The organism is Roseovarius sp. D0-M9 (assembly GCF_037083805.1).
Taxonomy (GTDB): domain Bacteria; phylum Pseudomonadota; class Alphaproteobacteria; order Rhodobacterales; family Rhodobacteraceae; genus Roseovarius.
The window spans coordinates 91,627-114,568 of the sequence record NZ_JBAPKZ010000013.1 but is presented as its reverse complement, the minus strand read 5'-3'; the positions used below and the strand labels follow the sequence as shown (position 1 = coordinate 114,568).

The 22,942-nt window shown below is 61.0% G+C and carries 18 protein-coding genes and 1 tRNA gene; 6 read left to right on the top strand and 13 right to left on the bottom strand.

Annotated features, from left to right (window positions below; genetic code table 11):
* The 4 genes from V8352_RS10760 to V8352_RS10745 all read left to right on the top strand — a co-directional run.
* Positions 1 to 641: hypothetical protein (locus tag V8352_RS10760; protein ID WP_336424291.1), on the top strand; the 641-nt coding region annotated here is incomplete at its 5' end.
* Positions 642 to 784: 143 nt separating this feature from the next.
* Entirely contained in the window at positions 785 to 1,996 is a 1,212-nt protein-coding gene (locus V8352_RS10755) for a tyrosine-type recombinase/integrase (RefSeq protein ID WP_336424290.1), read from the top strand.
* 387 nt (positions 1,997 to 2,383) lie between these two features.
* Positions 2,384 to 6,151 carry an Eco57I restriction-modification methylase domain-containing protein gene (locus V8352_RS10750; RefSeq protein WP_336424289.1) on the top strand — a complete coding sequence of 1,256 codons (3,768 nt, stop codon included), beginning with the start codon at positions 2,384 to 2,386 and terminating at the stop codon, positions 6,149 to 6,151.
* A complete protein-coding gene (locus V8352_RS10745; protein ID WP_336424288.1) occupies positions 6,121 to 6,447 on the top strand; it encodes a restriction endonuclease in 327 nt (108 codons plus the stop codon). The genes V8352_RS10750 and V8352_RS10745 overlap by 31 nt, the downstream gene beginning before the upstream one ends.
* A 153-nt stretch (positions 6,448 to 6,600) precedes the next feature.
* Here V8352_RS10745 and V8352_RS10740 read toward each other — a convergent pair whose 3' ends face one another.
* Positions 6,601 to 6,798, bottom strand: coding sequence for a hypothetical protein (locus V8352_RS10740; RefSeq protein ID WP_336424294.1), 198 nt, complete (start codon positions 6,796 to 6,798; stop codon positions 6,601 to 6,603).
* Here V8352_RS10740 and V8352_RS10735 point away from each other — a divergent pair.
* Complete coding sequence (locus V8352_RS10735; protein ID WP_336424287.1) at positions 6,748 to 7,914, top strand: YfjI family protein; 1,167 nt, start codon at positions 6,748 to 6,750, stop codon at positions 7,912 to 7,914. The two genes, V8352_RS10740 and V8352_RS10735, sit on opposite strands and share 51 nt — an antisense overlap.
* 321 nt (positions 7,915 to 8,235) lie before the next feature.
* Positions 8,236 to 8,787: a hypothetical protein gene (locus tag V8352_RS10730; protein WP_336424286.1), complete on the top strand. Its 552-nt coding sequence runs from the start codon at positions 8,236 to 8,238 to the stop codon at positions 8,785 to 8,787.
* A 548-nt stretch (positions 8,788 to 9,335) separates the two neighbouring features.
* Here the strand turns inward: V8352_RS10730 and V8352_RS10725 are convergent.
* The 12 genes from V8352_RS10725 to V8352_RS10665 all read right to left on the bottom strand — a co-directional run bounded on the left by V8352_RS10725 (position 9,336) and on the right by V8352_RS10665 (position 22,574).
* Positions 9,336 to 9,725: a hypothetical protein gene (locus V8352_RS10725; protein ID WP_336424285.1), complete on the bottom strand. Its 390-nt coding sequence runs from the start codon at positions 9,723 to 9,725 to the stop codon at positions 9,336 to 9,338.
* Positions 9,726 to 9,727: 2 nt separating this feature from the next.
* Positions 9,728 to 10,264 carry a HEPN domain-containing protein gene (locus V8352_RS10720; RefSeq protein WP_336424284.1) on the bottom strand — a complete coding sequence of 179 codons (537 nt, stop codon included), beginning with the start codon at positions 10,262 to 10,264 and terminating at the stop codon, positions 9,728 to 9,730.
* A gap of 441 nt (positions 10,265 to 10,705) precedes the next feature.
* Positions 10,706 to 10,795 (bottom strand) — tRNA-Ser (locus V8352_RS10710).
* Positions 10,796 to 10,850: 55 nt separating this feature from the next.
* Positions 10,851 to 11,570 (bottom strand): alanyl-tRNA editing protein, encoded by a 720-nt coding sequence (locus V8352_RS10705; RefSeq protein WP_336424283.1) that lies wholly within the window; start codon positions 11,568 to 11,570, stop codon positions 10,851 to 10,853.
* On the bottom strand, positions 11,567 to 14,113 hold the full coding sequence (locus V8352_RS10700; RefSeq protein ID WP_336424282.1) for a DUF3772 domain-containing protein: 2,547 nt from the start codon (positions 14,111 to 14,113) through the stop codon (positions 11,567 to 11,569). The genes V8352_RS10705 and V8352_RS10700 overlap by 4 nt, the downstream gene beginning before the upstream one ends.
* The gene (locus V8352_RS10695) at positions 14,110 to 15,141 is read right to left on the bottom strand and encodes a cysteine synthase A (RefSeq protein ID WP_336424281.1); all 1,032 of its coding nucleotides are present in this window, start codon (positions 15,139 to 15,141) and stop codon (positions 14,110 to 14,112) included. Before V8352_RS10695 ends, V8352_RS10700 begins: the two co-directional genes overlap by 4 nt.
* 59 nt (positions 15,142 to 15,200) lie before the next feature.
* Complete coding sequence (locus tag V8352_RS10690; protein ID WP_336424280.1) at positions 15,201 to 16,316, bottom strand: NUDIX domain-containing protein; 1,116 nt, start codon at positions 16,314 to 16,316, stop codon at positions 15,201 to 15,203.
* 1 nt (position 16,317) lies between these two features.
* Positions 16,318 to 16,776, bottom strand: coding sequence for a TrgA family protein (locus tag V8352_RS10685; protein WP_336424279.1), 459 nt, complete (start codon positions 16,774 to 16,776; stop codon positions 16,318 to 16,320).
* 3 nt (positions 16,777 to 16,779) lie between these two features.
* The gene (locus tag V8352_RS10680) at positions 16,780 to 17,988 is read right to left on the bottom strand and encodes a cyclopropane-fatty-acyl-phospholipid synthase family protein (RefSeq protein WP_336424278.1); all 1,209 of its coding nucleotides are present in this window, start codon (positions 17,986 to 17,988) and stop codon (positions 16,780 to 16,782) included.
* Between the two features lie 68 nt (positions 17,989 to 18,056).
* The gene (locus V8352_RS10675; RefSeq protein ID WP_336424277.1) at positions 18,057 to 19,478 is read right to left on the bottom strand and encodes a cryptochrome/photolyase family protein; all 1,422 of its coding nucleotides are present in this window, start codon (positions 19,476 to 19,478) and stop codon (positions 18,057 to 18,059) included.
* A 53-nt stretch (positions 19,479 to 19,531) separates the two neighbouring features.
* Complete coding sequence (locus V8352_RS10670) at positions 19,532 to 20,758, bottom strand: aminotransferase class V-fold PLP-dependent enzyme (protein WP_336424276.1); 1,227 nt, start codon at positions 20,756 to 20,758, stop codon at positions 19,532 to 19,534.
* 103 nt (positions 20,759 to 20,861) lie between these two features.
* The gene (locus V8352_RS10665; protein ID WP_336424275.1) at positions 20,862 to 22,574 is read right to left on the bottom strand and encodes a BCCT family transporter; all 1,713 of its coding nucleotides are present in this window, start codon (positions 22,572 to 22,574) and stop codon (positions 20,862 to 20,864) included.
* Between the last annotated feature and the right edge of the window lie 368 nt (positions 22,575 to 22,942).

Below are 22,942 nucleotides of genomic sequence, written 5' to 3'. Positions count from 1 at the left end.
TGCGATGGCTGAGGTCTCCGCGTCGGACGCGCCTACCGAAGGCACGAAATATGGGAGCGGCTCAAGCACCGGTGCGCCCGACTACCCACACGGAACGAGAAGGGACCGAGTTTGCCGACCTCCTTTCCGACTTACAACCGCATGACAACGTGGCCAAAGTTATGGAAAAGATGTTGCGTGACCTCTGGAAACACAATCAAGGCGCTATTTTGGATCGACGTCGCGACTTGGAGAGGCATATCAAACTCCTTCAACAGGAGCAGGAAAAGCTCCTTGATCGCATCGTAGAGACAGACACCGACTCGGTGGCCTCAGCGTACGAAAAACGCATAGCGCAATGTCAGAGGAAGCAGGTGGTTTGCCAAGAAAAGCTTTTGGATTTAGACAAGAGTTCTACAAATTTCAGTGAGATATTTGAACACACCTTGGAAGTTCTCTCAAGTCCTTGTGAGATATGGAAAAAGAGAAGCCATGAGTGGAGGATTGCGGTCCTTAAAGTCGTGTTTTCTGAAAAGCTCAGATACTGCTCTAAGTTGGGACTTAGAACACCAGAAACCACCTTTCCCTTCAAGGTGTTAAGGGGCGACAAGAGCGCAAAAAATAATCTGGCGGAGCGACAGTCCGCCATATTGCTTTCTTAGGCAGTCCGAGTGCGTCCAGTAACATACTGACAATGTAACACTATCGGCACTTCGTTGTTCCGGCACAAGCCGATGGTTTCCGTTTACATCCCACAAAAAGTGTGGGAAGGAGTGGCGGCAACTTGGATGGAAACGCGGGTTGGATGATGGCGCAAGCGCAGACGGGAAGTAAGAGGCACCCTGAAAAGGCACTTTCCGCCGTTTTCGTGCGGCAGGTGTCCCAGCCCGGCAAGTATGCAGATGGGCATGGTCTCTATCTGCTGGTGCAGCCCAATGGCTCAAAACAATGGATTCAGCGTTTGACCATTCGCGGCAAGCGGACGGATATGGGGCTGGGCGGCGCGGCTTACATCACCTTGGCGGAGGCGCGCGAGGCGGCGCTGGCAAACAAGCGGCTGGCGCGCGCCGGGGGCGATCCGCTGCAAGCAAAGCGCGAGGCGCAGGCGGTGCTGACTTTTGAGGAAGCATCCCGCAAGGTTCACGAAATCCACAAACCGACATGGCGCAACGCGAAACATGCGGCGCAATTTCTATCGACGCTCGAAACCTACGCCTTCCCCAAGATTGGCGCGCGCAAGGTGGCGGATGTTTCAGCGTCCGGCCTGCTGGAGGTATTGCAGCCTATATGGCTGGACAAGCCGGAGACCGCGCGGCGCGTGCGGCAGCGCATCGGCACCGTGATGAAATGGGCTATCGCGCAGGGCTGGCGGCAGGACAACCCGTCGGAGAACATCGGGCAGGCGTTGCCAAAACAAGAAAAGTCCCAGGCACATCGCAAGGCGCTTCCCTATGCCGAGGTGCAGAATTGTATCGACGTGGTGCAGGCATCCGGCGCATGGCCCGCCACAAAGCTGGCGCTGGAATTTCTGATCCTGACCGCATCGCGCTCTGGCGAGGTGCGCGGCGCGCTCTGGGATGAAATCGAATTTCAGGGTGGCGAGACTGCTATTACTGCTAAAGCTGCTATTTGGAATGTGCCAGCCGCCCGGATGAAGGCGAAGAAGCCCCACCGCGTGCCACTATCGGCCCGCGCGCTGGAAATCCTCACCGAAGCCGAGGCGCTTCGCGGCCCATCGGGGCTGGTGTTTCCGTCCATGCGGGACAAGCCGCTATCCGACATGACCCTATCCAAGCTGGTCAAGGAACAGGGCTTTGACGTGGACGTGCACGGGTTCCGTACATCCTTTAGGACATGGGCACAGGAACAGACGAATTTCCCGCGCGAGGTGGCCGAGGCCGCGCTGGCGCATGTGGTCAAAAGTAAGGTGGAAGCCGCCTATGCCCGCTCTGACCATTTTGAGAAGCGGCGCAAGATGCTGGAAAGCTGGGCGGGGTATCTAGCGTTTGGGAACTAGCTGTAAAGCGTTACATTCATTAGTAGAAATCCAGCGTTCTCGTTCGCGCTTCTTACGCCCGGTCATAGTAGCGCCCAGAAGGGAGCCGCGGCGCTGGAGAGGGCAAGGGTCATGCGCCGTCCGGACACTATCAGCCTTGCGCCGGCGCGCAGCACACGTCCGCGCGGGCGGCGCAGGCTCCAGTCGGTTCCGGTTGCGTGGGCCATGGCGCACCGCGCGACATGCATCACCTGATATGCTCGCTGACACCAGCGCAGCGAAGGTCCGGTTGCCGCTGTGGCAAGTTGGATTGTATTTGAAAGTGCTGTTCCGACAAGTTGCTCTTGCACAGGTCCGCCTTGGAAGAAATGGTAGCGAGAAGCCCAAAGCCTCTCCAAACGCGAAGAATTGCGGCAATGCAGCAGAAAAGGTTTTCCCCTTATGAGCGATATAAAGAACTCCTTTATTTCGAACTCCTTTCTGCGGTCTGTATGGGCGCATGAATACGAGACCTTCAAAGATAGTCCCGAGGAAGCCGACCTCATTGAACGACTTCGGCGTTGGGCCGCTCGGGGCAGTCAGAAAGAAACCACAGCACAAGCTGCGTTATTTGAAGAATTTTTCCGAGCCACATGGGGTTACGTGCAGGCCGGTCAGGCTGGCGGCGAAACGAATTACACCCTCTATCCTGCATATCCAGTCGCGGGTGCCGGGCAGCGGGGCGGTATGGGAGAGGCTGATGCTGCCCTCGGCTTCTTTGCCCCAGACGAATCCTCGCCAGTGCCGCAGGTCCTTGTCGAGTTCAAAGACATCAAGAGTGCCCTTGACGCTCCGCAGAAACGAAAAGGCAATTCCAGATCGCCGGTAAAGCAGGGTCTTGATTATCTATATGCCAGCAGAAAAGGGATGTTTGGCTATGAGTCGATCATTCCCACGTGGGCAATCGTCACCGACATGAATGAATTTCGCCTCTATTGGGCGGATCGGGGCGAGCGTCAATTCATCAGCTTCGCAATCGAAAAGAAAGACCTGCTCCAGCACGCCACTTTGCTGGATGATAACGATGAAGGCCGGTTTGACCGGTTCCTGTTCTCGCGCCTGTTCCACCGCGACACGTTGATCGTCAGCGGCACCAGTGGCCGCGCGCAGCTTCTATCTCTCATCCAGCAACAGCGGTTTCGTCAAAGCGAGTTGGAGAACCGTTTCTACGCCGAGTATCGCGGTTTCCGCGAACACCTCTACCGAACCATGCTGGAGCACAACGGCCCGGACACCGACCGCTTCCCCGGCACCAAGGGGCGGCTGGTCCGAATGGCGCAGAAAATCCTCGACCGGGCGATCTTCGTGTTCTTCTGCGAGGACATGGGCCGCGCCCTGGGCTTTCCGCCTCAGCTTCTGCGCGACTACCTGATCCGGCAGGGCGACGATCAGTTCTTCGATCTTAAAGGCGGGGAAATCTGGCAATGGTTGCGCCGCCTCTTCACGGCGATGAACGATGGCCGCGCCTTCGGCGACCACCAGATAAACCAGTTCAACGGTGGCCTTTTCGCGCCCGATCCCGACCTCGAAAAGCTGCACATTCCTAACAGCATCTTCTGCGAGCGCGGGCAGGGCCAGAACGAGGCCAGCCTTGCCGCCAACAAGCTGACGCTGCTCTATCTGTCTGCGAACTACAACTATGCCTCCAGTTGGGGCGAGGGCGTGGTTAATGATGAACACGCGCCAGCGGCCAAGCGCGATCCCGAGCGCAGCATCGGCCTCTACACCCTTGGGCGCATTTTCGAGCAGTCGATCACCGAACTGGAAATCCTCGAAGCCGAGGAAGAAGGCCGCAAGTCGGTCAACAAGGAAAGCAAGCGCAAGCGCGATGGCGTCTACTACACGCCCGAATGGGTGGTGGAACGCATAGTGGATGAAACGGTGGGCCGCCGACTGGCCGACCTAAAAGCCGCCTGCGGCTGGCCATCAGAAAAGCAGGACAAGCTGCCCACGATTGAAGCGATCGACGCCTACGAGGCAGAACTGCGCGACATCCGCATTGTCGATCCCGCCTGCGGTTCTGGCGCGTTCCTGATCACGACGCTCGCCTACCTGCTTGACGAATGGAAGGCCCTGCGCAATCTGCGCCGACAGCTTGGACAGAAGATGGCGGAAGAGGACTGGACCGACGCTGCGGTGCGCGAAATCCTGCGCCGTAACCTCTACGGCGTGGACATCAACCCGGCCTCGGTCGAGATCACCAAGCTCGCGCTCTGGCTTCACACAGCGCGATCCGACCAGCCGTTGTCCTCGCTCAACGACCACATCCGCGATGGCAACAGCCTGATCGGACCGGAGTTCTACAACGGCCTCGCACCCTATAGCGAGGACGAGAAAGAGCGGATCAACGCCTTCGACTGGCAGGCCGCATTCCCCGGTGTGTTCGAGCGTGGCGGGTTTGACGCGGTGGTCGGCAACCCGCCCTATGTGAAGCTCCAGAATTTCCGCAAAGTCCATGGCGACATGTCCGCGTTCCTGAAACGCGACCCAGAGGAAGGCGGCGTCTATCACAGCACCCAGACCGGCAATTTCGACCTGTATCTGCCCTTCATCGAACAGGGCATCCAGCTTCTGAATGAGGATGGCCGCTTGGGCTACATCGCCCCCTCCGTCTGGCAGATGAACGAATATGGAGCGGGGCTGCGTGGGGTGATCGAGGCTGGCCGACACCTCTGGGGCTGGATCGACTTCGGCTCGCACCAGATTTTTGATGAGGCTACGGTCTACACCGCGCTCATGTTCTTCTCGAAGCGCCCCAATGACGAAGTGGCCGTGGTGCAGGCCCCGAACGGAGTTGTGGCCGAAAGCCCGTGGGAGGCGGAGGACATACGCTTGCCCTATGACCGGCTAACCTTCGGGGACCGTTGGCTGCTGGTGGCGGGGGGAGAGCGCGACCTGATCGACAAGCTGACGGGCAACGGGGTGCGGCTGGATGATCCCGCCGTGACGCGGAACATCTTCGTCGGCATCCAGACCAGCGCAGATCACATCTACCACCTGAAACGGTTGGGGCCGAACCGCTACGAGGAAAAGCCGCCGAAAGGGGCCAAGCGCGGGCGTGTGGTCGAGATCGAAGACGAGATCATGAAGCCGCTGGTGTCTGGCGCGGAGGCCAGCCGCTACCTAACCCCTCAGACCGACACCTACCTACTGTTTCCTTACTCGGTATCTGGCGGACGCGCCCAGCTCATCCCGCCGTCAACGATGAGAGCGCAATACCCAGATGCCTGGATTTACTTGACCGGCCATGAAGAAACTTTGCGAGCCCGCGAGGGCGGAAAGTTCGACAATGATGGGTGGTATCAATTCGGTCGCAGCCAGAACTTGGGCAAGCAAAACGTCGAAAAGCTGATAGTGCCGCGACTGGTTAGGCAGGTTTGCGCTACGGTGGATCAGTCGGGTGAATACTACTTGGATAATGTTGATGTCGGGGGAGTGGGTGCGGCACGAGACGTTTCGCCTTGGTTCCTCGCTGCTGCAATCAATGCAGCGCCTGCCGGTTTCGTATTTCGCCGCATTTCAAAACCATTCCGTGGCGACTTTCGTTCCGCTAACAAGCAGTTCATAGCGCCGCTACCAGTTCCTGTAGTTCCCGAGATGGAACGAGGAGAACTTGCAAATGACGCTGAGCGCCTTCAAGCGTTGAGTGGGCGGAAGCGACAGGCGCTGGACGACATCGCCCGCCGTATGGCATCCGTCCGCATCCGGCCTCTGCCCGATGATTGGTTATTTCGCGATCTGCCCAAACCGGACGAGTTGAAGGACACCGCCCCCAAGCGCCTGATCGGCACCGAACGTCGCAAATGGGCCAAGGACCGCCTCGCGCGCGAAGTCGAGGCCCGCCAAGCCGCGCTGGAAGAACACCTCAAACCCGGCGTGCCCCTGTCGGCAGAACTGGAACGCGGCGAGTTGCGCTTCCTGATCGACGGCATCCCCGCCGTCACAGGGATTTTCCCGCCCCCCGAACAAGCCCCGTTCATCCTCGCCCAATGGAAGGTTCTCGCCAGCCGAACCGAGGTCAGCGCCCGCATGACCGGCAAGAAGCTGGCGACTGAGTTGAAGAAGGTGAGCCCGCCCGCGTCACCCCAAAGTCAGGTGATGGGGGCGTGGATGTCATCGCCCATATGGACCCGCTAGGCTTTCAACCGCCTATCGTAAAAGTCCAATGCAAACGGACAACCAGCCAAACGCCACGTTCGGATGTGGACCAACTCTTGGGAACCTTGGGCGACGGCGAATATGGGCTGTTCGTCAACCTTGGCTCATTCGCCAGGGGCGCTGTTGAACTGGAACGCAACCGTGCCAAGTTGCGGCTGATCAACGGCGAACAGTTTGTGGAACTCGTTTTTGAGCACTACTCCAAGTTGTCACCCCGCTATCGGGCATTGATACCACTGAAGCAGATTTTCGTCCCAGACCTTCAGCAGGACTGACCTGACCTCATCTCGTTTTTGGTTGGGGCAGCAATTCAGTTTGAGCCTTCTAGTCGTTGTCAATTCGCAGCCAGTAGGCGAGGCTATTGCGGTCGAACTGCCAGATTGGCTGAGATGGGAAATGGCTGCGCATCTGCACCCGCACCTAAAGCATCAAACTGTCGCCTCGATCAAAGAAATCTCTACAGGCGTTAGGTCATGCAGGCGGTAGATCGTCTGGTTGATCCGGATCTCCAGCGTGGCGATCTCGATCTCTGCGGTGGAAATCTCTTCCTGCAGGCGGATCACGTCGGCCATGATGTGATCGTCGACGCTCAGCGCGACGATGTGCGAAGCTGGCAAAACACGCATGCGCTCTGGAAAGGCGATTGTGACCGCATCTTGACCGAAGCCAAGAGAGGCAAAGGCGAGAAGCGCACGGCAGCGGAGGCGGATCTGGCGGCGCTAGGCGGCGAACCGGCCGCGCCGCCCAGCCCTGACCGAATCGTGACTGAGCCGACATTTGAGGGGCTGACGCGGCTCTATGCGACCGGACAACCGTCACTTGGCATTTTCTCGGATGAAGGCGGGCAGTTCCTTGGTGGTTTTGCCATGAACAGCGACAACCGGCAAAAGACGCTGACCGCGCTTAATGGCCTCTGGCAGGGAAACCCAATAAGGCGCACTCGTGCGGGCGATGGGGCATACACCCTCTACGGGCGGCGGCTGGCGGTGCATCTGATGGCGCAACCGGGCGTGGCGCATGCCTTTATAGCAGACCCACTGGCGGCAGATAGCGGCTTTCTGGCGCGCTTCCTGATATGTCAGCCGCCCAGTGCAATCGGCACGCGGCTGCATCGCCATATGACGCCGGATAGCGGCGCGCTGGGCGCATTTTCCAGCCGCCTGCGCGGGATACTGGATACACCCATGCCAATGGACACTGACACGCGCGAATTGCAGCCCCGCGTCCTGCCCCTGAGCCAGGGGGCGCGTAGCCTCTTGATTGAGTTTCACGATACAATCGAGGCATTGCAGGCACCCGGCGGCGACCTGGCCCATATCACCGGCACAGCGTCTAAGGCGGCAGAACAAGCCGCGCGCATCGCTGGTGTGCTGACGCTCTGGCAAGATCTTCAAGCGGTCGAGGTTTCGGGGCAGGACATGGTGCACGCAATCATGCTGGCAAAATTCTATCTGTCCGAGGCTGCGCGGCTGGCTGAAGCCGCAACCGTGTCGGCTGAAATCGAGCGGGCGGAAAAGCTGCGCAAATGGCTACTCGAAAGTTGGGGCGAGGCAGATATAGCCCAATCTGAGGTCATTCAATCCGGCCCATATGCGTTGCGCGATGTGAAGGTCGCGAAAGCTGCGCTGGCGCTATTGGAGCAATACGGTTGGATTGTCCGATTGGATAAGGGCGCGGTGGTGCGCGGGTCTGCCCGCAAGGATGCGTGGCGCATCGTGCGAGGGCTGGCCGATGTGGTTTGACGCGCAAGCCGCGTTGGCAAGAATGGGCGGCGGCGATGCGCTGCCCGCTCTATCTGCGCCGCCAAACTTGGGCGCAGGCGGATTAGCAGGAATAGCAGGAATAGCAGGTCAGGAAGGTCGCGAGGCAGAAACACCAACGAGCGCCGCCTTGCAGTCCATGCCCCAACCATATGGGGCATCCGCCGGCGGCAGGCCGCTGACGTATACCGGGTGCGTTGTATCGCTGGACGCCTGGCGCAACCTGACCGGCTGGGACACGCCTGCATCAGGCGGCCGCACATGGGTTGCGCGCCAAGTCAGTGGAGAACAGAGGGAACCGAAATGACTGAGAAAAAGGTATTGGCAGAAAAACCGCCCTTGGCGGACAAGAACCGCAAGACTCCTAGCCTGAAAATGACTCGGGATGAGACGGGAGCTTTAGAGATTGCGCCACGCGGAGATTTTGACCGCCTGAATTGTGCGGTCGCCAATCTGGACGTTTCCGCAGGTCTGATGATGCAGGTTGCGGCTCTTGGATTTCACGGCAATCAAATGGACGAACGCGCAGTCAACTTTGCGTTGGGCTTTGTCGATTCGATGCAACCGAGAGATGCCGCCGAGGCTGCGCTGCTGGCGCAGATGGCCGCCATTCATCAAGCAACGATGGCGATGGCACGACGGCTCAATCATGTTGACAATATACAGCAACAGGATGCGGCAGAACGCTCCTTGAACAAGCTTACGCGCAGCTATGCGGCGCAGATGAAAGCCTTGAAAGGGTATCGCTCAAAGGGGCAACAGACGGTGCGGGTTGAGCGTGTGACGGTGCAGGATGGCGGGCAGGCTATCGTGGGGAATGTCGAGCGCGGGGGTGGGGGCGACGATGAAACCTGACGCTTACCCCATGCAAAGTGCGCATAGCGCGCCTCGATGCACTGCTAAGTCAAAACGCACCGGCTTCAAATGCCGCAATCCAGCGGTTCGCGGCTGGACCGTATGCCGGATGCATGGTGCGGGCGGAGGCGCAGGATCTGGCAAAAAACATCCAAACTACAAGCATGGCGAACGCAGTCACGAAGCCGTAGAACTACGGTTACTGGTGAATGCCCTCATTCGTGACAGTGCAGCAACTCTTAAAACCTAGGACCTACCCGATGGACAGCCAATGAAGCCATGCTCGCGTCCGGGAGCTTTCAATACCTTTGTCGAACAAGCTCCAATGATGGCTTTGCGGACCTTCGTAGTAAAGGCAGCGAACGGCGGCTTCTCTAATTAGGTGTTTGGGTCAAGCTCGTTTTCCTTCTTTCTTCTGGGTCCTTGTCGCTCATCCGGGTCACTCTTCTCTTCGCAGTCTGGGTGGTGCCGTGATGGCACCGCTGCACGCATGTGTCGGATTGGCATTGGATAGGGGGGGGACAGACCGAGGCCAGCAACGAGATCAGCTAGTGGGTTTCGTAACCGGCCGGGATTTTCATCACGCCGACGATCTCCGGTTGCTTCTTAAGCGGCCCGGATCGGGTGGTGCCTGAATCGATATAGAGCTGGCTGCGGTCTTCAAAGCGCAGTGCTAACACCACCCAAGGCTGCGTCTTTGTCGCGCTGTAATGACGATGGATCATCGCATCCCGGCTGATCTCGCTGTAGGAAATAGTCTCAAGCATTCCGCCGAACTTGCTTGCCGGGTGCAGCCCATCAGCCTTGATTTTTTCTAGGTTTATCGCAGGGGTTGCGTGAAAGACGGTCAACTTATCCGTCTCCAGCTTGTCGGGGAACAGCAGATAATTGCGGCCCTCGAGACTCCCTTCCGGCAGCGGGTAGTAGGTCAGTGCCATCTCTAGAAAAATGCTTTCGCGTGCTCTTCGAACCGCGCTGCCAGCTGCTCGGAGTAATTCCGAAACGTCCTCACCTTCGCCAGCGACAACAAATAGTCGGCGTTGTTGACACGCAGGGGATTAGCGCCGTGCGCGATGCTGTTACGGACGTGATTCAGTTGGTTGAGCCGACTGCGCACGGTAGCGTTGTCGCACTTCTGCCAGCTCAGGTCGGCGAACACGTCATCAACGCCGATCTTGAGGAAGAGTCGCTTGACGTTCTCCGCACTCGGATTGCCCCAGCCTTTCATTTCCTTCCAGTAGGCCACCCAAACCGCGTCATCGTCAAGCCTTGGCAGAGCCTTCTTGGCGCAGATTTCGAACACGTTCTGCATGTAGGATTGGAGTAGCGCGCTCATCATGACGATGCAGCTTCTGTTGATCGAGGCACCCTCCCGGGAGCCGTCCTCGACCTTTTTGGGCGCGCCACGGCTGCCGCCGTGCAGCACCTGCCGCACGCTGATAAGCTCGTCCACATAGGTGAGATTTAGTCCGACCATGACACCCTCGATTTAGGTCACATGCACGGACGTATAACATACCCCACGCATCGCGATAGGGCTTGAAGTGCGCAGCCACGGTGCGGGATCGCTTGAACCTGCCTGGGTCATCCACTGCCGCCTTTAATGTAAGGGCTGCGATCGGCCCGACGCCCAGGACAGTCATCGTGCGCATGCAGACCGCGTCCTGAGAGGCTGGGGCAGGCCCCCAAAAACACAAGCGCGAAGAACGCGTAGAGATGAAGGGGACTATCGAGCCTTGGCTGGGGGCATTTCAGGACCAGCGGCGTCAGTCAAATTTGTGCGTGGGCGATTCCAAGACAAAAAGTTGAGTCCGGTAAAAGCCGCTACCATCCGAAAATGAATGGGGGTATTTTTGTGGGAAGCGAAAATCACACAACCCCATAACATCTTGAAAAATAATAAAATACTGGGATTATGTGGCGGAGCGACAGGGATTCGAACCCTGGAGACGGTCTCCCGCCTACACACTTTCCAGGCGTGCGCCTTCGACCACTCGGCCACCGCTCCGTTGGGCCTCTTTAACGGGGGCGTGGGCGGCAGATCAAGCGGATAATGGCACTTTTCAATCGTCGAGGTGCAGATAGACCCGTCGGTTCTGGCGCCCCTTCTTTTCGATCTTGCCGAGACGAAGCCAGCCGATCTCGCCGGTGCGCGCAACATGCGTGCCGCCGCAGGGCTGGCGGTCGGTCCATGGGGCGGCCTCGCCGATCTGAACGAGGCGGATGCGCCCCGCACCGCGCGGGGGCGCGACCGACATCGTCTTGACCAGCTCGGGGTTGGCGTCGAGTTCGGCGCCGGTGATCCAATCCACGCTCACCGGCAAATCGGCGTCCACCAGCGCATTGAGCGCCGCCTCAAGCGAGCCGGTGTCCTCGGGCGGCTCATCCATGTTGAAGTCAAGGCGGCTGCGCTGCTCGCCGATGGCGCCCCCCGAGACGGGCAACGGGATCACCACCGACAAAAGGTGCAGCGCCGTGTGCATGCGCATCAGGCGGTGTCGCCGGGACCAATCGAGCACCTGCCGGACCGCCGTGCCCACCGGGGGCAGCGCCTGGGGTGCGGCGGGCACCAACACGATGGCGCCGCCCTCGCCCTTGACCGTGGTGGCGACCTCCATGGTGCCGCCGGGCCAGGTGATGTGGCCGCTATCACCGGGCTGCCCGCCGCCCGTGGGGTAAAAGACCGCACGGTCGAGAATGACACCCCCCTCTGCGGTATGCCCTGCAACGCTGCCCGGCGCATCAGCGAGGTAGGCATCGTCGATAAACAGCGGATGCGTCATCTTCCGTCTCCTCCTGCGTCGCCAGCGCCATCATCCATGCGCTGCGCCTCATCGGTGCGCGATGCAGCGTCGGTGTCCTCGTGCGGGGCGGTGACGGGGTCCGCGCCACGGTCGTCTGCCGGGTCTGCGGCAGTCTCGTCCGCAGAGGCCTTCTGCGCCGCGCCTGCGGCTGCGCCAGTCAGGGCCTCGGGATTGCGCAGCCAGATGTCGCGCTGTTGATACGGAATCTCGATCCCCTCCTCGCCAAAGCGCTTGGCGATTTCGTGATTCATGTCCGATTCGACGTTCATGATCCAATTGACGTCGCGCAGGATCGCGCGGATCTCGAACTCATAGCTATCCGCACCGAACCCTCTGAAAAGGATGGTCGGCTCGGGGTTCATCAGAACCATCGGGTGGCCCGTTGCCACCTCTCTGAGGATGCTCTCGATACGCTTGGTGTCGCTGCCGTAGGCGACGCCGACCTTGACGATCACGCGGCCCGCCGAGTTGCCCTTGGTATAGTTTGTCACCGTGCCGCTGACGAGATCGGCGTTTGGGATAATCAAGTCCGAGCGATCGAACGTCTCGATCCGGGTCGAGCGGACCGAGATCTCGCGCACGGTGCCATGCTGGCCATTGACCTCGATCCAGTCGCCTTGGCTGATGGGCCGCTCGATCAGCAGGATGATGCCCGACACGAAGTTCGACACGATGTTCTGAAGACCAAAACCGATACCGACCGAAAGGGCACCGGCGACGATGGCAAGACTGCTGAGGTCGATGCCCGCGCTGGTGACGGCGATCAGGGCCGCCAGAAAGATGCCGATATAGCCAACGCCCGACACGATGGCATCCCGCGCGCCCATCTCCATCCTGGTCTTGGGCAACAGCGAATTCTTCAACGTGCCCTGCAAGACGCGCGTTGCAACATATCCCAGCACGAAAACGATGGCCAACGTCAGGAAGATCGTTGGCGATATGGTCAGATCGCCCAGTTTGACGCCGCGCGTGAACTTGACCCAGATTTCGGTCAGGTCGGCCACCCGCGCACCCCAGACAAGCGCAAAGAACGGCAGCGAGCACATGACGAGGAAGAAACCCGCCAGCATCGGGATGAGATCATCCGACGCGCCCTCGCTCTTGCGGGTCAGCAGGACGTAGATTTCCACGACAACGCCGCGCAGGATCAAGATCGCCGCAATCAGCATCAACGACAAAAGCGATGGAATCAGCAGCCCGACGGCGGCCTTGTAATAGCCGATACCCGCCAGAACCGGCGCCACAATCGCCACACCGATCAGGAGTTTGGACAGGAGGCGACCAATACGGCTGCGGTATCCTTGCGCGATGGGACCGTCCGTTTCCTCGGTCCCCGCCTCAGCGCGGCAATGCGCGGCAAGAAGGCCCGACAGGCGCAGCAGCAGAAGGCCCGCAACCACCATGACGGGAAAGATGACCGCGACGCGCGCATCGGGCGACCAGCCATTGCCATCCGCGATCTCGCGAACGAGATACATGGCCGACACGACGATACCCAGCGCACTGCCATATAGCCGCCCTGCCCGGCGCTCATCGGCCTCAAGGCTAAGCAAGAGGCGACCATCGTCCTGCTTGGGGAAAAGGCGCAAAGACAGCCAGCGTGTGACAAGAACGATCACGACCGCGATCAGCAGGGCATCCAGAAAGGCGGTCGACTGCTGCCCCGTGACGCCGCTGAGCGTGAGGCCCTGGATCAAGACCAGCATCCCGATCATCGGTATCACGATCTCGCCCAGCGACATCAGGAACTTGATCAGCCATTTGCCCGACGTGGCGGTGCGTGGCAGAGCAATACGAACCACCCATTCGGCCCAGAACCTGCCCCGCAAAAGCAAAATCAGGCCGATGATACCCAAAAAGATCGCAGCGGGCAGTTTTGGCACCAGCTCGGCACGTTGCGCAGGGTTTTCCAGACTGCCCATCACCTCGGCCCGCACACCCTCGAAAGAGGCGTAGATCGCGGCCAGCCCGGTGCCCCAATGCGCTGGGTTCAGCGGGGATGGGCCCCGCTCCAGCAGCTCTTCGGTCTGGCGCTCGCGGATGATGCGGTCGACATTGCGGATCATCTCGTCCGCTTTGCTATAGGCCAGTTCGGCGCGCTGGACGGGCGCGCGCAGGTCGGCCATCTGATCGTTCAGGGTCTCGCGCTGCGAGGCAATCTCGGCGCTCTCTTCTTCGCCTTCGGCAGGGGCCGGGCCCAGCGCCCTCAGTTGCGCCTCAAGCGTGGAAATCGCGCTGGCATTGATGTTCTGGGCGTTGGCAAAGACGCTGCGCCATTCAGCCAGTTGTTCGCGCAAGGTCTCGAAGGCGCCAAGCGAGGCGCGCTGGTTCTCGATGGCATCGCCAGCCCGCTCGGCCAGGCTTTCCCAACGCTCATAATCGGGCGCCGACGGCGGTTGCTGCGCGTGGGCCGCACCGGGTGCCACGAGAGGCCCCACTAGAATAGCCCCGCCCACTGGTGCCAAGAGGGGCACCAACGCAAGCGTCAGTGCCAGCAGCAGCTTGCGCAGCGCTGCGATCATTCCGCGAAAACGCCGGGGATCGAACGCGGCGCGCCCTGCATCCAGTCGGCGACGGGCAGGCCCTTTTCGCGCAGGAAATCAGGGTTGAAGAGCTTGGATTGATAGCGCGAGCCATAATCGCACAGGATCGTCGCAATGGTGTGGCCCGGCCCTAGGTCGCGCGCCAGGCGCATCGCGCCCGCAACATTCACGCCGGTGGAGGCGCCCATGCAAAGCCCCTCCTGCTCCAGCAGGTCAAAGACGATCGGCAGCGCCTCGTGATCGCTGACCTGATAGGCGAAATCGGGGGTGAAGCCTTCGAGATTGGCGGTGATGCGCGCCTGCCCGATGCCCTCGGCGATGCTTTCGCCCTCACTCTCCAACTCGCCGGTGGTGTAATAGGAATAAAGCTTGGCTCCCATCGGGTCAGCCAGCGCCACCTTGACCCCCTTGGGTTGCAGCGCCATGCCGACACCGGCCAGCGTGCCGCCGGATCCGACCGCGCAGCAAAACCCGTCCAGCTTGCCGCCCGTCTGCTCCCACAGCTCGGGGCCGGTCGTCTCGATATGGGCGAGCCGATTGGCGGTATTGTCGAACTGGTTGGCCCAGATCGCGCCGTTGGGCTCGGTCTTGGCCAGTTCCTTGGCGAGGCGCTCGGAATAGCGCACGAAGTTGTTTGGGTTGCTGTAGGGCGCGGCGGGCACCTGCACCAGATCTGCGCCAGCAAGGCGCAGCATGTCCTTTTTCTCTTCGCTCTGCGTCTCGGGGATGACGATCACGGTCTTGAAGCCCATGGACGCACCGACCAGCGCAAGGCCGATCCCGGTATTGCCCGCCGTCCCCTCGACGATGGTGCCGCCCGGCTTCAACTCGCCGCGCGCGACCGCATCGCGAATGATATAGAGCGCCGCGCGATCCTTGACCGACTGGCCGGGGTTCAGAAACTCGGCCTTGCCCAGAATGGTGCAGCCGGTCTCTTCGCTGGCGCGGCGCAGCTTGATCAGGGGGGTGTTTCCGACCGCGTCGGCCAGATCCTCGGCAATGCGCATGGCGCGTCCTTTCAGCGTTGAAGCGTTGGCATCACACTTAGGCGCGATGCGCCCCGGACTCAAGGCAAACGGCGCAACCTAGATCGCTCGCGCGCGAGCCACATCAGCGACAGGATGAGCGGCCCGTTATCGGCCTCGCCCGTCTCGATCAGTTGCATGACGGCCTCGAAATCCATGATGTGCACCCGGATGTCCTCGGCCTCTGTCTCAAGGCCGCCAAGGCGGGGCAGATCGTCAGGCAGATCCGCAATACCCACGAAATTGTGAAAATATTCAGTCGAGTAGCCGGGCGTACAATAATAGCTGGCAATCGGCTCGAGCCGGCTCAGCGTCAGCCCGGCCTCTTCGGCACATTCGCGGGCGGCGGCCTCTTCGGGCGTCTCGCCCGCGTCGATGCGCCCGGCCACAGGCTCCAGCATCCAGGGGCGCGGATCGCCGCGCCCATATGGGCCCATCCGAAATTGCTCAACCATCAGAACCCGGTCGCGCAGCGGATCATAGGGCAGCACCATGGCCGCGTCGGTGGCGATCATCAACTCGCGGCGCACCACCTCGCTGAGGCCACCCTGAAATGTCGGATGACGCAGGCGCCGCGTCTCGAACCGGTAAAATCCGATATGATCGACCTGCGTTTCCAGCAAATCGACCTGATCTGCGCCGGTATCCGTGCGGACATCCGCAGGCACGCCAACCGCCGAGAGGCGCGCCGAGGCGCGCGCGCGGATCATCGGCATGCGCGCGGCCAGCGTCTCACCGTCCATCCGCCCGAGATATTCCATCGCCTCACGCGCGGCGAGACGGCTGAGCGCGCCGTGGCGGACCTGCCAGTCCGCCAGATCAAAGGGCGCCCCCGGCGGCCATAGATCAGGACGGGGGAAATAGACCTGCGCGGGGCGCTTCTGTCCCTCGCAAAGCACGGTCACGGGCTTCAAATCATAGCCAAACCCACCCTCGTAGAAATCGAGCCGCGCCATGAGAACCGCATCAGCATCCATCAGCAACAGCCCGCGCGCCTCGTCGCCATGGCTTTGCGTGATCGTGGGAAACATCTGACCATCGGCCCAGGCGACGGCATGACCCGGCAGCAACGCCTCCTTTACCTCTGTCTGCCCTCCGGCCACGATGGCGCGCAGTTCGGCATCGCGCAAAGCGCCAAAGAGGAAAAGGTCGCTCACCTCAGCTCCAGCGCCGCGAGGCCGCTTCGGCGAGGACGCCGCAGATCATTCCGCCGATCAAGAGCACCCCGATCAGCATCGGGTCGATCAGATATTGCGCATAATCCAGCGCGTTCGAAAATATGCCGACGATCGCCTCGATGGGGCCATCGAACCGGTTTTCCATGGATTGTTTGAGCATCAGGTTGAAGCTTTGCAGGAAAAAGCCCCAGATGATCATCGCCAGCACCCCGGTCAATCCGTTGGCGAGCGCCTCGGTCATGCCGCGCCCTGCGCGGCTGCCGATGACGAACCAGCCGCACAGGAGGCCAAGTATGGCATTAACGTAGTTGAACCAGCCAAAGGCCGTGCCCTCGGGCATCAGAGGGCGAACAAGATCGGAGGCGAACCAACCCAGCGCCCCCAGCGAGAGTGCCGCAACAAGGCGGGCGGCGGTGGGCAGAGTGCGCGTGGCGGGCATGGCTTATCCGGGTTTTGCGATGGTGATTTGCGTCACGTCGCAGTTTCCAGCGTGAAACGATCCGGCGCAAGAGGTGAGATAGAAATTCCACATCCGGCGAAAGCGCTCGTCAAAGCCGAGGGCCGCGACGCTGTCCCATCGGTCGTTAAAGCGGTCATGCCAGCGCCGCAACGTCTGGCTATAGCTTTCGCCAAATTCGATGGACCCGTCCACCACAAGGCCCGCCCGCTCGACCTCGGCCCGCAGGGCGCTGGGGCTGGGCAGCATACCGCCCGGAAAGATGTATTTCTGGATGAAATCGACGCCCCGGCGGTAAACGTCCCAGCGATCATCGCTGATCGTGATGACTTGCAATGTCGCGCGCTTGCCGGGGCGCAGACGATTGCGGACAGTCTCGAAGTAGACGGGCCAATATTGCTGGCCGACCGCCTCGAACATCTCGATACTGGCGATCCCGTCATAGGTGCCGCGCTCGTCGCGGTAGTCCTGCATCTTGAAATCGACCAGATGGGAAAGTCCTGCCTTTTCAATGCGAACGCGGGCATAGTTCAACTGCTCCTGACTGATCGTGAGGCCGGTCACCTTGAGGCCACGCTCGGCCGCGGCATATTCGGCAAAACCGCCCCAGCCACAGCCGATTTCCAGCACGTGATCGCCGGGCTGCACCCCCATCTGATCGACCATCGAGGCATATTTGGCGATCTGCGCCTTCTCCATGCTTTCCTGTCCGGTCTCGAAAATGGCGCTGGAGTAGGTCATCGTCTCATCCAGCCACAGCTGGTAGAAGTCGTTGCCCAGATCATAGTGGTGGCTGATGTTCTTGCGCGCCTGACCTTTCGAATTGCCGCGCAGCCAGTGCCGCGCCCGCTCGAACGCGCGCACAAGGCTCATGCCCGGAAAGCCGTCATAGACGTCCTCGTTGTCGGTGCAGATGAAGTCCATCAGACCCTGAAGGTCGGGCGTAGACCACCAGCCATCCAGGTAGGCATCGCAAAACCCCAGATCGCCCTCGCGGATCAGGCGGGCGAAGACGTCGGTGTTGTGCAGATGCACCTCGCCCACCGGGCCGGGATTGGGGCCATCAGCGCGAAAGACGCGCCCGTCCGGCAACACGTAATCCAGGCGGCCACGGTTGATGTTCTTGGTCTTTTCAAAGACGCGGGCAAAATAGCGGGGCAGATCTTTCTGGCCGTCGGTCGAAGTCAGGATCATTGTCGTGGTCTTTCCGTTTTTATTGGCCCGTGGCGCGGATGCGCCGGACAGTTCCTTTGGCAAATCGCTCAGAACGAGCGGTCTTGATAGGCATCGAGCGCACGCCGCCGACCCTCGCTGAGGCCGACGACGGGGCCCAGGTAATCATCCTCGGGCGACAGATCCCAACTGCGCGGGATCGCGTCGAAATAGCTGAGCGCGGTCTCGCTCGGCTCCTTTTGACCTTCCACGATCCATGCGCGCACATAGTTTCCCTGTTTGTCGAATTTATCCAACTGCGTCTCGGGGTTGAAGATGCGGAAATAGGGCGATGCATCCGGGCCACACCCAGCCGCCCACTGCCAGCCCATCGCATTCGAAGCGATGTCCCAATCCGTCAGATGGTCGTCGAACCACGCCTGCCCGACGCGCCAATGGGTCATCAGATGCTTGGTCAGATAGCTGGCGACGATCATGCGCGCGCGGTTGTGCATCCGGCCCGTCACATACATCTCGCGCATGGCCGCATCGACGAATTTGATCCCGGTGCGCCCCTGCTTCCATGCCATGACTTCGGGAGTGTTGCCATCCTCGTTCCACGGAAACTCGTCCCATTTCTCGCGCCAGTTGCGCGTGGCGATCTGGGGCGTGTGATAGATCAGGTGATAGGCAAACTCGCGCCAAACCAGTTCCTTGATCCACGCCTCGGCGCCGCTGGCACCCTCGTGAAGCTTGCGCTGGCCCGCGTGCCAGCATTGGGCAGGGCTGATCTCGCCCAATGCGAGGTTTTCGGACAAGCCCGAGGTGCCATCTACGGCGGGCTTGTCGCGGGCACTATCGTAGTCTTCGATCGGGCCGTCGATGAACCACGCCAGCCGATCTTGCGCCGCCGCCTCGCCGATGGTCTGATGCGGCAGGCACACCTCTGCGCCCCGGTTCATCGCCGCGCCCATCCGCCAGTCGGCCAGCGCGTCACTGTCGGGCCAGTCCTCGGGAGGGCGCAGATCCTCGGGCGTCTTGAGCGGGCTTGCCACGCTGCGATCCTTCACCGCGCGCCACATGGGCGTATAAACCTTGTAGTAGCCGCCATCCTTGGTCTCGACCGTCCAAGGCTCGAACATGAGATGGCCCGCATGGCTCTGCGCGTCGATCCCGTCTTCCTTGAGCGCCGATTTGACGGCCTTGTCACGCGCGATGGCATCCGGGTCATAAAGGCGCGACCAATGCACGGCCCCTGCCCCGGTCTGCCCGATCAGGTCGCGCAGCACCTCCAGCGCATCGCCTTGCCGCAGGATCAGGCGACTGCCCCTGCCCTCCAGCGTCTCGGCCAGCTTTTCCAGACCAAGGCCCAGCCGCCATTTCGGCGCGGCGCCCAGATCGGCCACCGTATCGTCGTGGATAAAGACCGGAATGACCGGCACGCCCGCGTCGAGCGCAGCCGTCCACGCGGGATGATCGCTCAGCCGCAGATCGCGGCGCAGCCACAAGAGGATGGGTTTGCTATCGCTCATATCACGTCCGGGTTAAAAACACTCGGTCAGGACATAGGGCGCGGCGCGGCAGATCAAAGAACTTCATCCAGCGCCGTCATCAGCTGATCGACCTCTGCCGCAGTCGTATAGTGAACAAAGCTGAGACGCAGCACGCCATGCGCCGGATCGACGCCCATCGCCCGCAGCGCGCGCACCGCGTAGAAGTCGCCGCCCCCGGCCATGATGCCATGATGCGCCAGATCGCGCGCGACCTCCTCGCCGGGGCGGTCGGTGCGCAGAGCCACGGTCGGAGCACGGCCCGCCGCGCGGCCCGGACCAAGCAACCGGACGGAATTGCGCGCCGCCGCATAGTCCAGCAGCGGCTGCAACAGCGCCTCCTCATGGGCGCGCATCAGATCATGCACACCCTGCCCCCGCGCCGCCGGATTGCCGCTCAGCCCGTGGTGATCGGCCAGAGCGTCGATGTAATCGGCCATGCCCGCACAGGCCGCAACCTGCGCATGATCGGGGCCTGCGGGCGTGAAGCGTTTGTAGAGGCTGTCCTCGTTGAAATAGTGCCCCTGATTGGGCAGCAGCATGCCAAGGGCGCGCCGGATCGCCATGATGCCCTGATGCGGCCCATAGGTCTTGTAGGCGGAAAAGAGATAGATATCGGCCCCCATCGCGCCCACATCGGGGATGCCGTGGGGCGCATAGCTGACCCCGTCAACGCAGACGAAGGCGCCCGCCGCATGGGCCAGCGCGGTGATCTCGGTCACCGGGTTCACCTCGCCCACAACGTTCGAGCAATGCGGAAAGCAGACAAGGCGCACACGCTCGTCCAGCAGATCCTCGAGATCGGCAGGGTCCAGGTGCCCCGTATCGGGATCAATGCACCATTCGCGCACGTCATAGCCATCCTCGGCCAGCCTGCGCCAAGGCCCGGTATTGGCCTCATGATCCTGATTGGTGACAATGATCGCGTCGCCAGGCCGCATCCACTGGGAAAAGGCGCGCGCCAGAACGTAGGTATTCTGCGTCGTCGAAGGGCCAAAGCTCAGCTCGTCGGTGTCGATGCCCATGATCGCCGCCAGCCTTTGGCGTGCCTCGTCCATCTCGGCGCCGCCCAGCGTGCTGGCCTCATAGGGCGCGTAGGGCTGCACCTTGCGCTGGCGGTAAAAGCGCGTCAGCCGGTCGATCACGGGGGCGCAGGCAAAAGATCCGCCCGCATTCTCGAAAAACGCCTGTCCCTGAAGCGAGGCCTCGGCAAAGGCGGGAAACTGCCCGCGCACGAAATCCGTATCCAATGTGCCGCTCATTTGCCTTGCTCCCCTCGCGATATATTAGGGGTCACAAAACAGCAAAGCCCCCCGACGCGCAAGCATCGGGGGGCTTTTCCGTGTCGCCTATCTGGCTGATCAGTCAGGCATTCCGCTCTGATTGCAGGCCGCGGAAGATCGCCCAGCACATGACCAGCAGCACCAGCGTAAAGGGAAGGCCCGTCGCAATAACCGCCGATTGCAGTGCCGCAAGGCCACCGCCCACCAGCAGAACGATCGCCACCGCGCCCTCGAAGATGCACCAGAACACCCGCTGGGTCACCGGCGCGTCCACCTTGCCGCCCGCCGTGATCGTGTCGATCACAAGGCTGCCGGAGTCCGACGACGTCACGAAGAACACGATGACGAGGATGATCCCGATGGTCGAGGTGATCGTCGCCAGCGGCAGCTGGTCGAGCATGTAAAACAGCTTGAGCTCGAGCGATGCATCCTTGGCCAGCGTGTAGCCGTCATTGACCACCTGGCTGATCGCCGTGCCGCCAAAGACGCTCATCCAGAGCACGCAGACGAGGCTGGGGATCAAGAGCACGCACACCAGAAACTCGCGCACCGATCGGCCACGGCTGACGCGGGCGATGAACATGCCGACGAAGGGTGACCAGCTGATCCACCACGCCCAGTAAAACGACGTCCAGCCCTGCACGAAGTTGGTATCATCGCGCCCGACCGGGTTGCTGAGTGCGAAGAGGTTCTGGAGATATGCCCAGAGGCTGTCCGCAAAGAAGGTCAGCAGAAAGATCGGACCGCCCACGATGATGGTAAAGAGCAGCAGCAGGCCCGCAAGGCCCATGTTGATCTCGGACAGGACCTTGACCCCGCCGTCCAGGCCACGCACCACCGATATCAGGGCGATGGCCGTGATGCCGGAAATCAACAGCACCAGAAGCAGGCTCGAATTGGCGACGCCGCTTTCTTCTGAGTTGCCGTAAGGTATGCCGAGGAAACTGCGTGTCCCTTCAGCTGCATCGCCCGACCCGTAAAGGAAGGTAAGGCCCGATGCCGCCTGCTCGGCGCCAAAGCCCAGCGATGTGGCGAGGCCAAAGAGTGTGGCAAAGACCGCCAGCGTGTCGATGATATGGCCGGTCCAGCCCCACACACGCTCGCCAAAGATCGGATAGAAGGCCGAGCGCAGCGTCAGGGGCAGGCCCTTGTTATAGCTGAAGAGCGACAACGCCAGCGCAACGACCGCGTAGATTGCCCAAGGGTGCAGACCCCAGTGAAAGATGGTGGCCGCCATGCCAAGGCGCATCGCCTCGTCAGAGTTGGCCGCCGCGCCCAAGGGGGCCCAGTCAGTGCGCAAACCGTCCTCCGTCGCCGTGCCGCCAAGCGCAGCGCCGAAATGGCTCATCGGTTCGGACACGCCGAAGAACATGAGGCCGATGCCCATGCCCGCAGCAAAGAGCATCGCGAACCAGCCGACATAGCCATAATCCGGCGTCGCCTCACTCCCGCCCAGCCTGACCGAGCCGAGGGGGCTGACGATCAGGAAAAGGCAGAAGATGACAAAGATGTTCGCGGCGCTGAGGAAGAACCAGTCGAACTTCTGGGTCACGAAGTCAAAGAGGAGGGTGAAAAGGGCGCTGGCCTGATCGGGCAAGACCAGTGCGAAAATCACGAAGAGGATGACGGAAAGGCCCGCCATCGCGAAAACCGGATTGTGAAAATCCAGCGCGAAACGCCAAAGTGACGTCTCATAATTGTCTTGGCCGATCTCGTAATCTGTTTCGATTATGTCCGAGTCGCCTTCGGGCGCAGGTATGCCCTGCGCCGCTGGGTCTGTTGTTTCATCGACCATTGATCGTCCCTTCTGTCCGTTGTGGCTTATTGGCCATGCACGCATCCTGCCTGCGCGCGGGCCATGCCTCAGATTGCGTCATCCAGCGCTGAGCGCGCCGAGTTCTCTGGTCGTCAGGTGGCCTTTTGCGGCTTTCGCGCGCGGCCTTTGCGACAAAATAGGGCTGAAAAATTGCCCACCAGTTGCCGCCATGAGAGGGGTCGTATCAACAGACTACAGGGAATCGCAACCAAAGCAGCAATTTAATTGCCGTAAACCATCATCCGGTCCAAAGCGACTGACCCCAAATCACAAGAAAAAGCCCCCACCAGTCCATGCTGGCGGGGGCGTTGATCTTCTCGTTTGGGCAAGCCCCATCGAGAGGGGCC

Coding starts and splice junctions, on each gene's coding strand:
- V8352_RS10755 (WP_336424290.1), top strand. CDS start 785: ATGATGGCGCAAGCGCAGACGGGAAGTAAGAGGCACCCTGAAAAGGCA.
- V8352_RS10740 (WP_336424294.1), bottom strand. CDS start 6,798: ATGCGTGTTTTGCCAGCTTCGCACATCGTCGCGCTGAGCGTCGACGAT.
- V8352_RS10730 (WP_336424286.1), top strand. CDS start 8,236: ATGACTGAGAAAAAGGTATTGGCAGAAAAACCGCCCTTGGCGGACAAG.
- V8352_RS10725 (WP_336424285.1), bottom strand. CDS start 9,725: ATGGCACTGACCTACTACCCGCTGCCGGAAGGGAGTCTCGAGGGCCGC.
- V8352_RS10720 (WP_336424284.1), bottom strand. CDS start 10,264: ATGGTCGGACTAAATCTCACCTATGTGGACGAGCTTATCAGCGTGCGG.
- V8352_RS10705 (WP_336424283.1), bottom strand. CDS start 11,570: ATGACGCATCCGCTGTTTATCGACGATGCCTACCTCGCTGATGCGCCG.
- V8352_RS10700 (WP_336424282.1), bottom strand. CDS start 14,113: ATGATCGCAGCGCTGCGCAAGCTGCTGCTGGCACTGACGCTTGCGTTG.
- V8352_RS10695 (WP_336424281.1), bottom strand. CDS start 15,141: ATGCGCATTGCCGAGGATCTGGCCGACGCGGTCGGAAACACCCCCCTG.
- V8352_RS10685 (WP_336424279.1), bottom strand. CDS start 16,776: ATGCCCGCCACGCGCACTCTGCCCACCGCCGCCCGCCTTGTTGCGGCA.
- V8352_RS10680 (WP_336424278.1), bottom strand. CDS start 17,988: ATGATCCTGACTTCGACCGACGGCCAGAAAGATCTGCCCCGCTATTTT.
- V8352_RS10675 (WP_336424277.1), bottom strand. CDS start 19,478: ATGAGCGATAGCAAACCCATCCTCTTGTGGCTGCGCCGCGATCTGCGG.
- V8352_RS10670 (WP_336424276.1), bottom strand. CDS start 20,758: ATGAGCGGCACATTGGATACGGATTTCGTGCGCGGGCAGTTTCCCGCC.
- V8352_RS10665 (WP_336424275.1), bottom strand. CDS start 22,574: ATGGTCGATGAAACAACAGACCCAGCGGCGCAGGGCATACCTGCGCCC.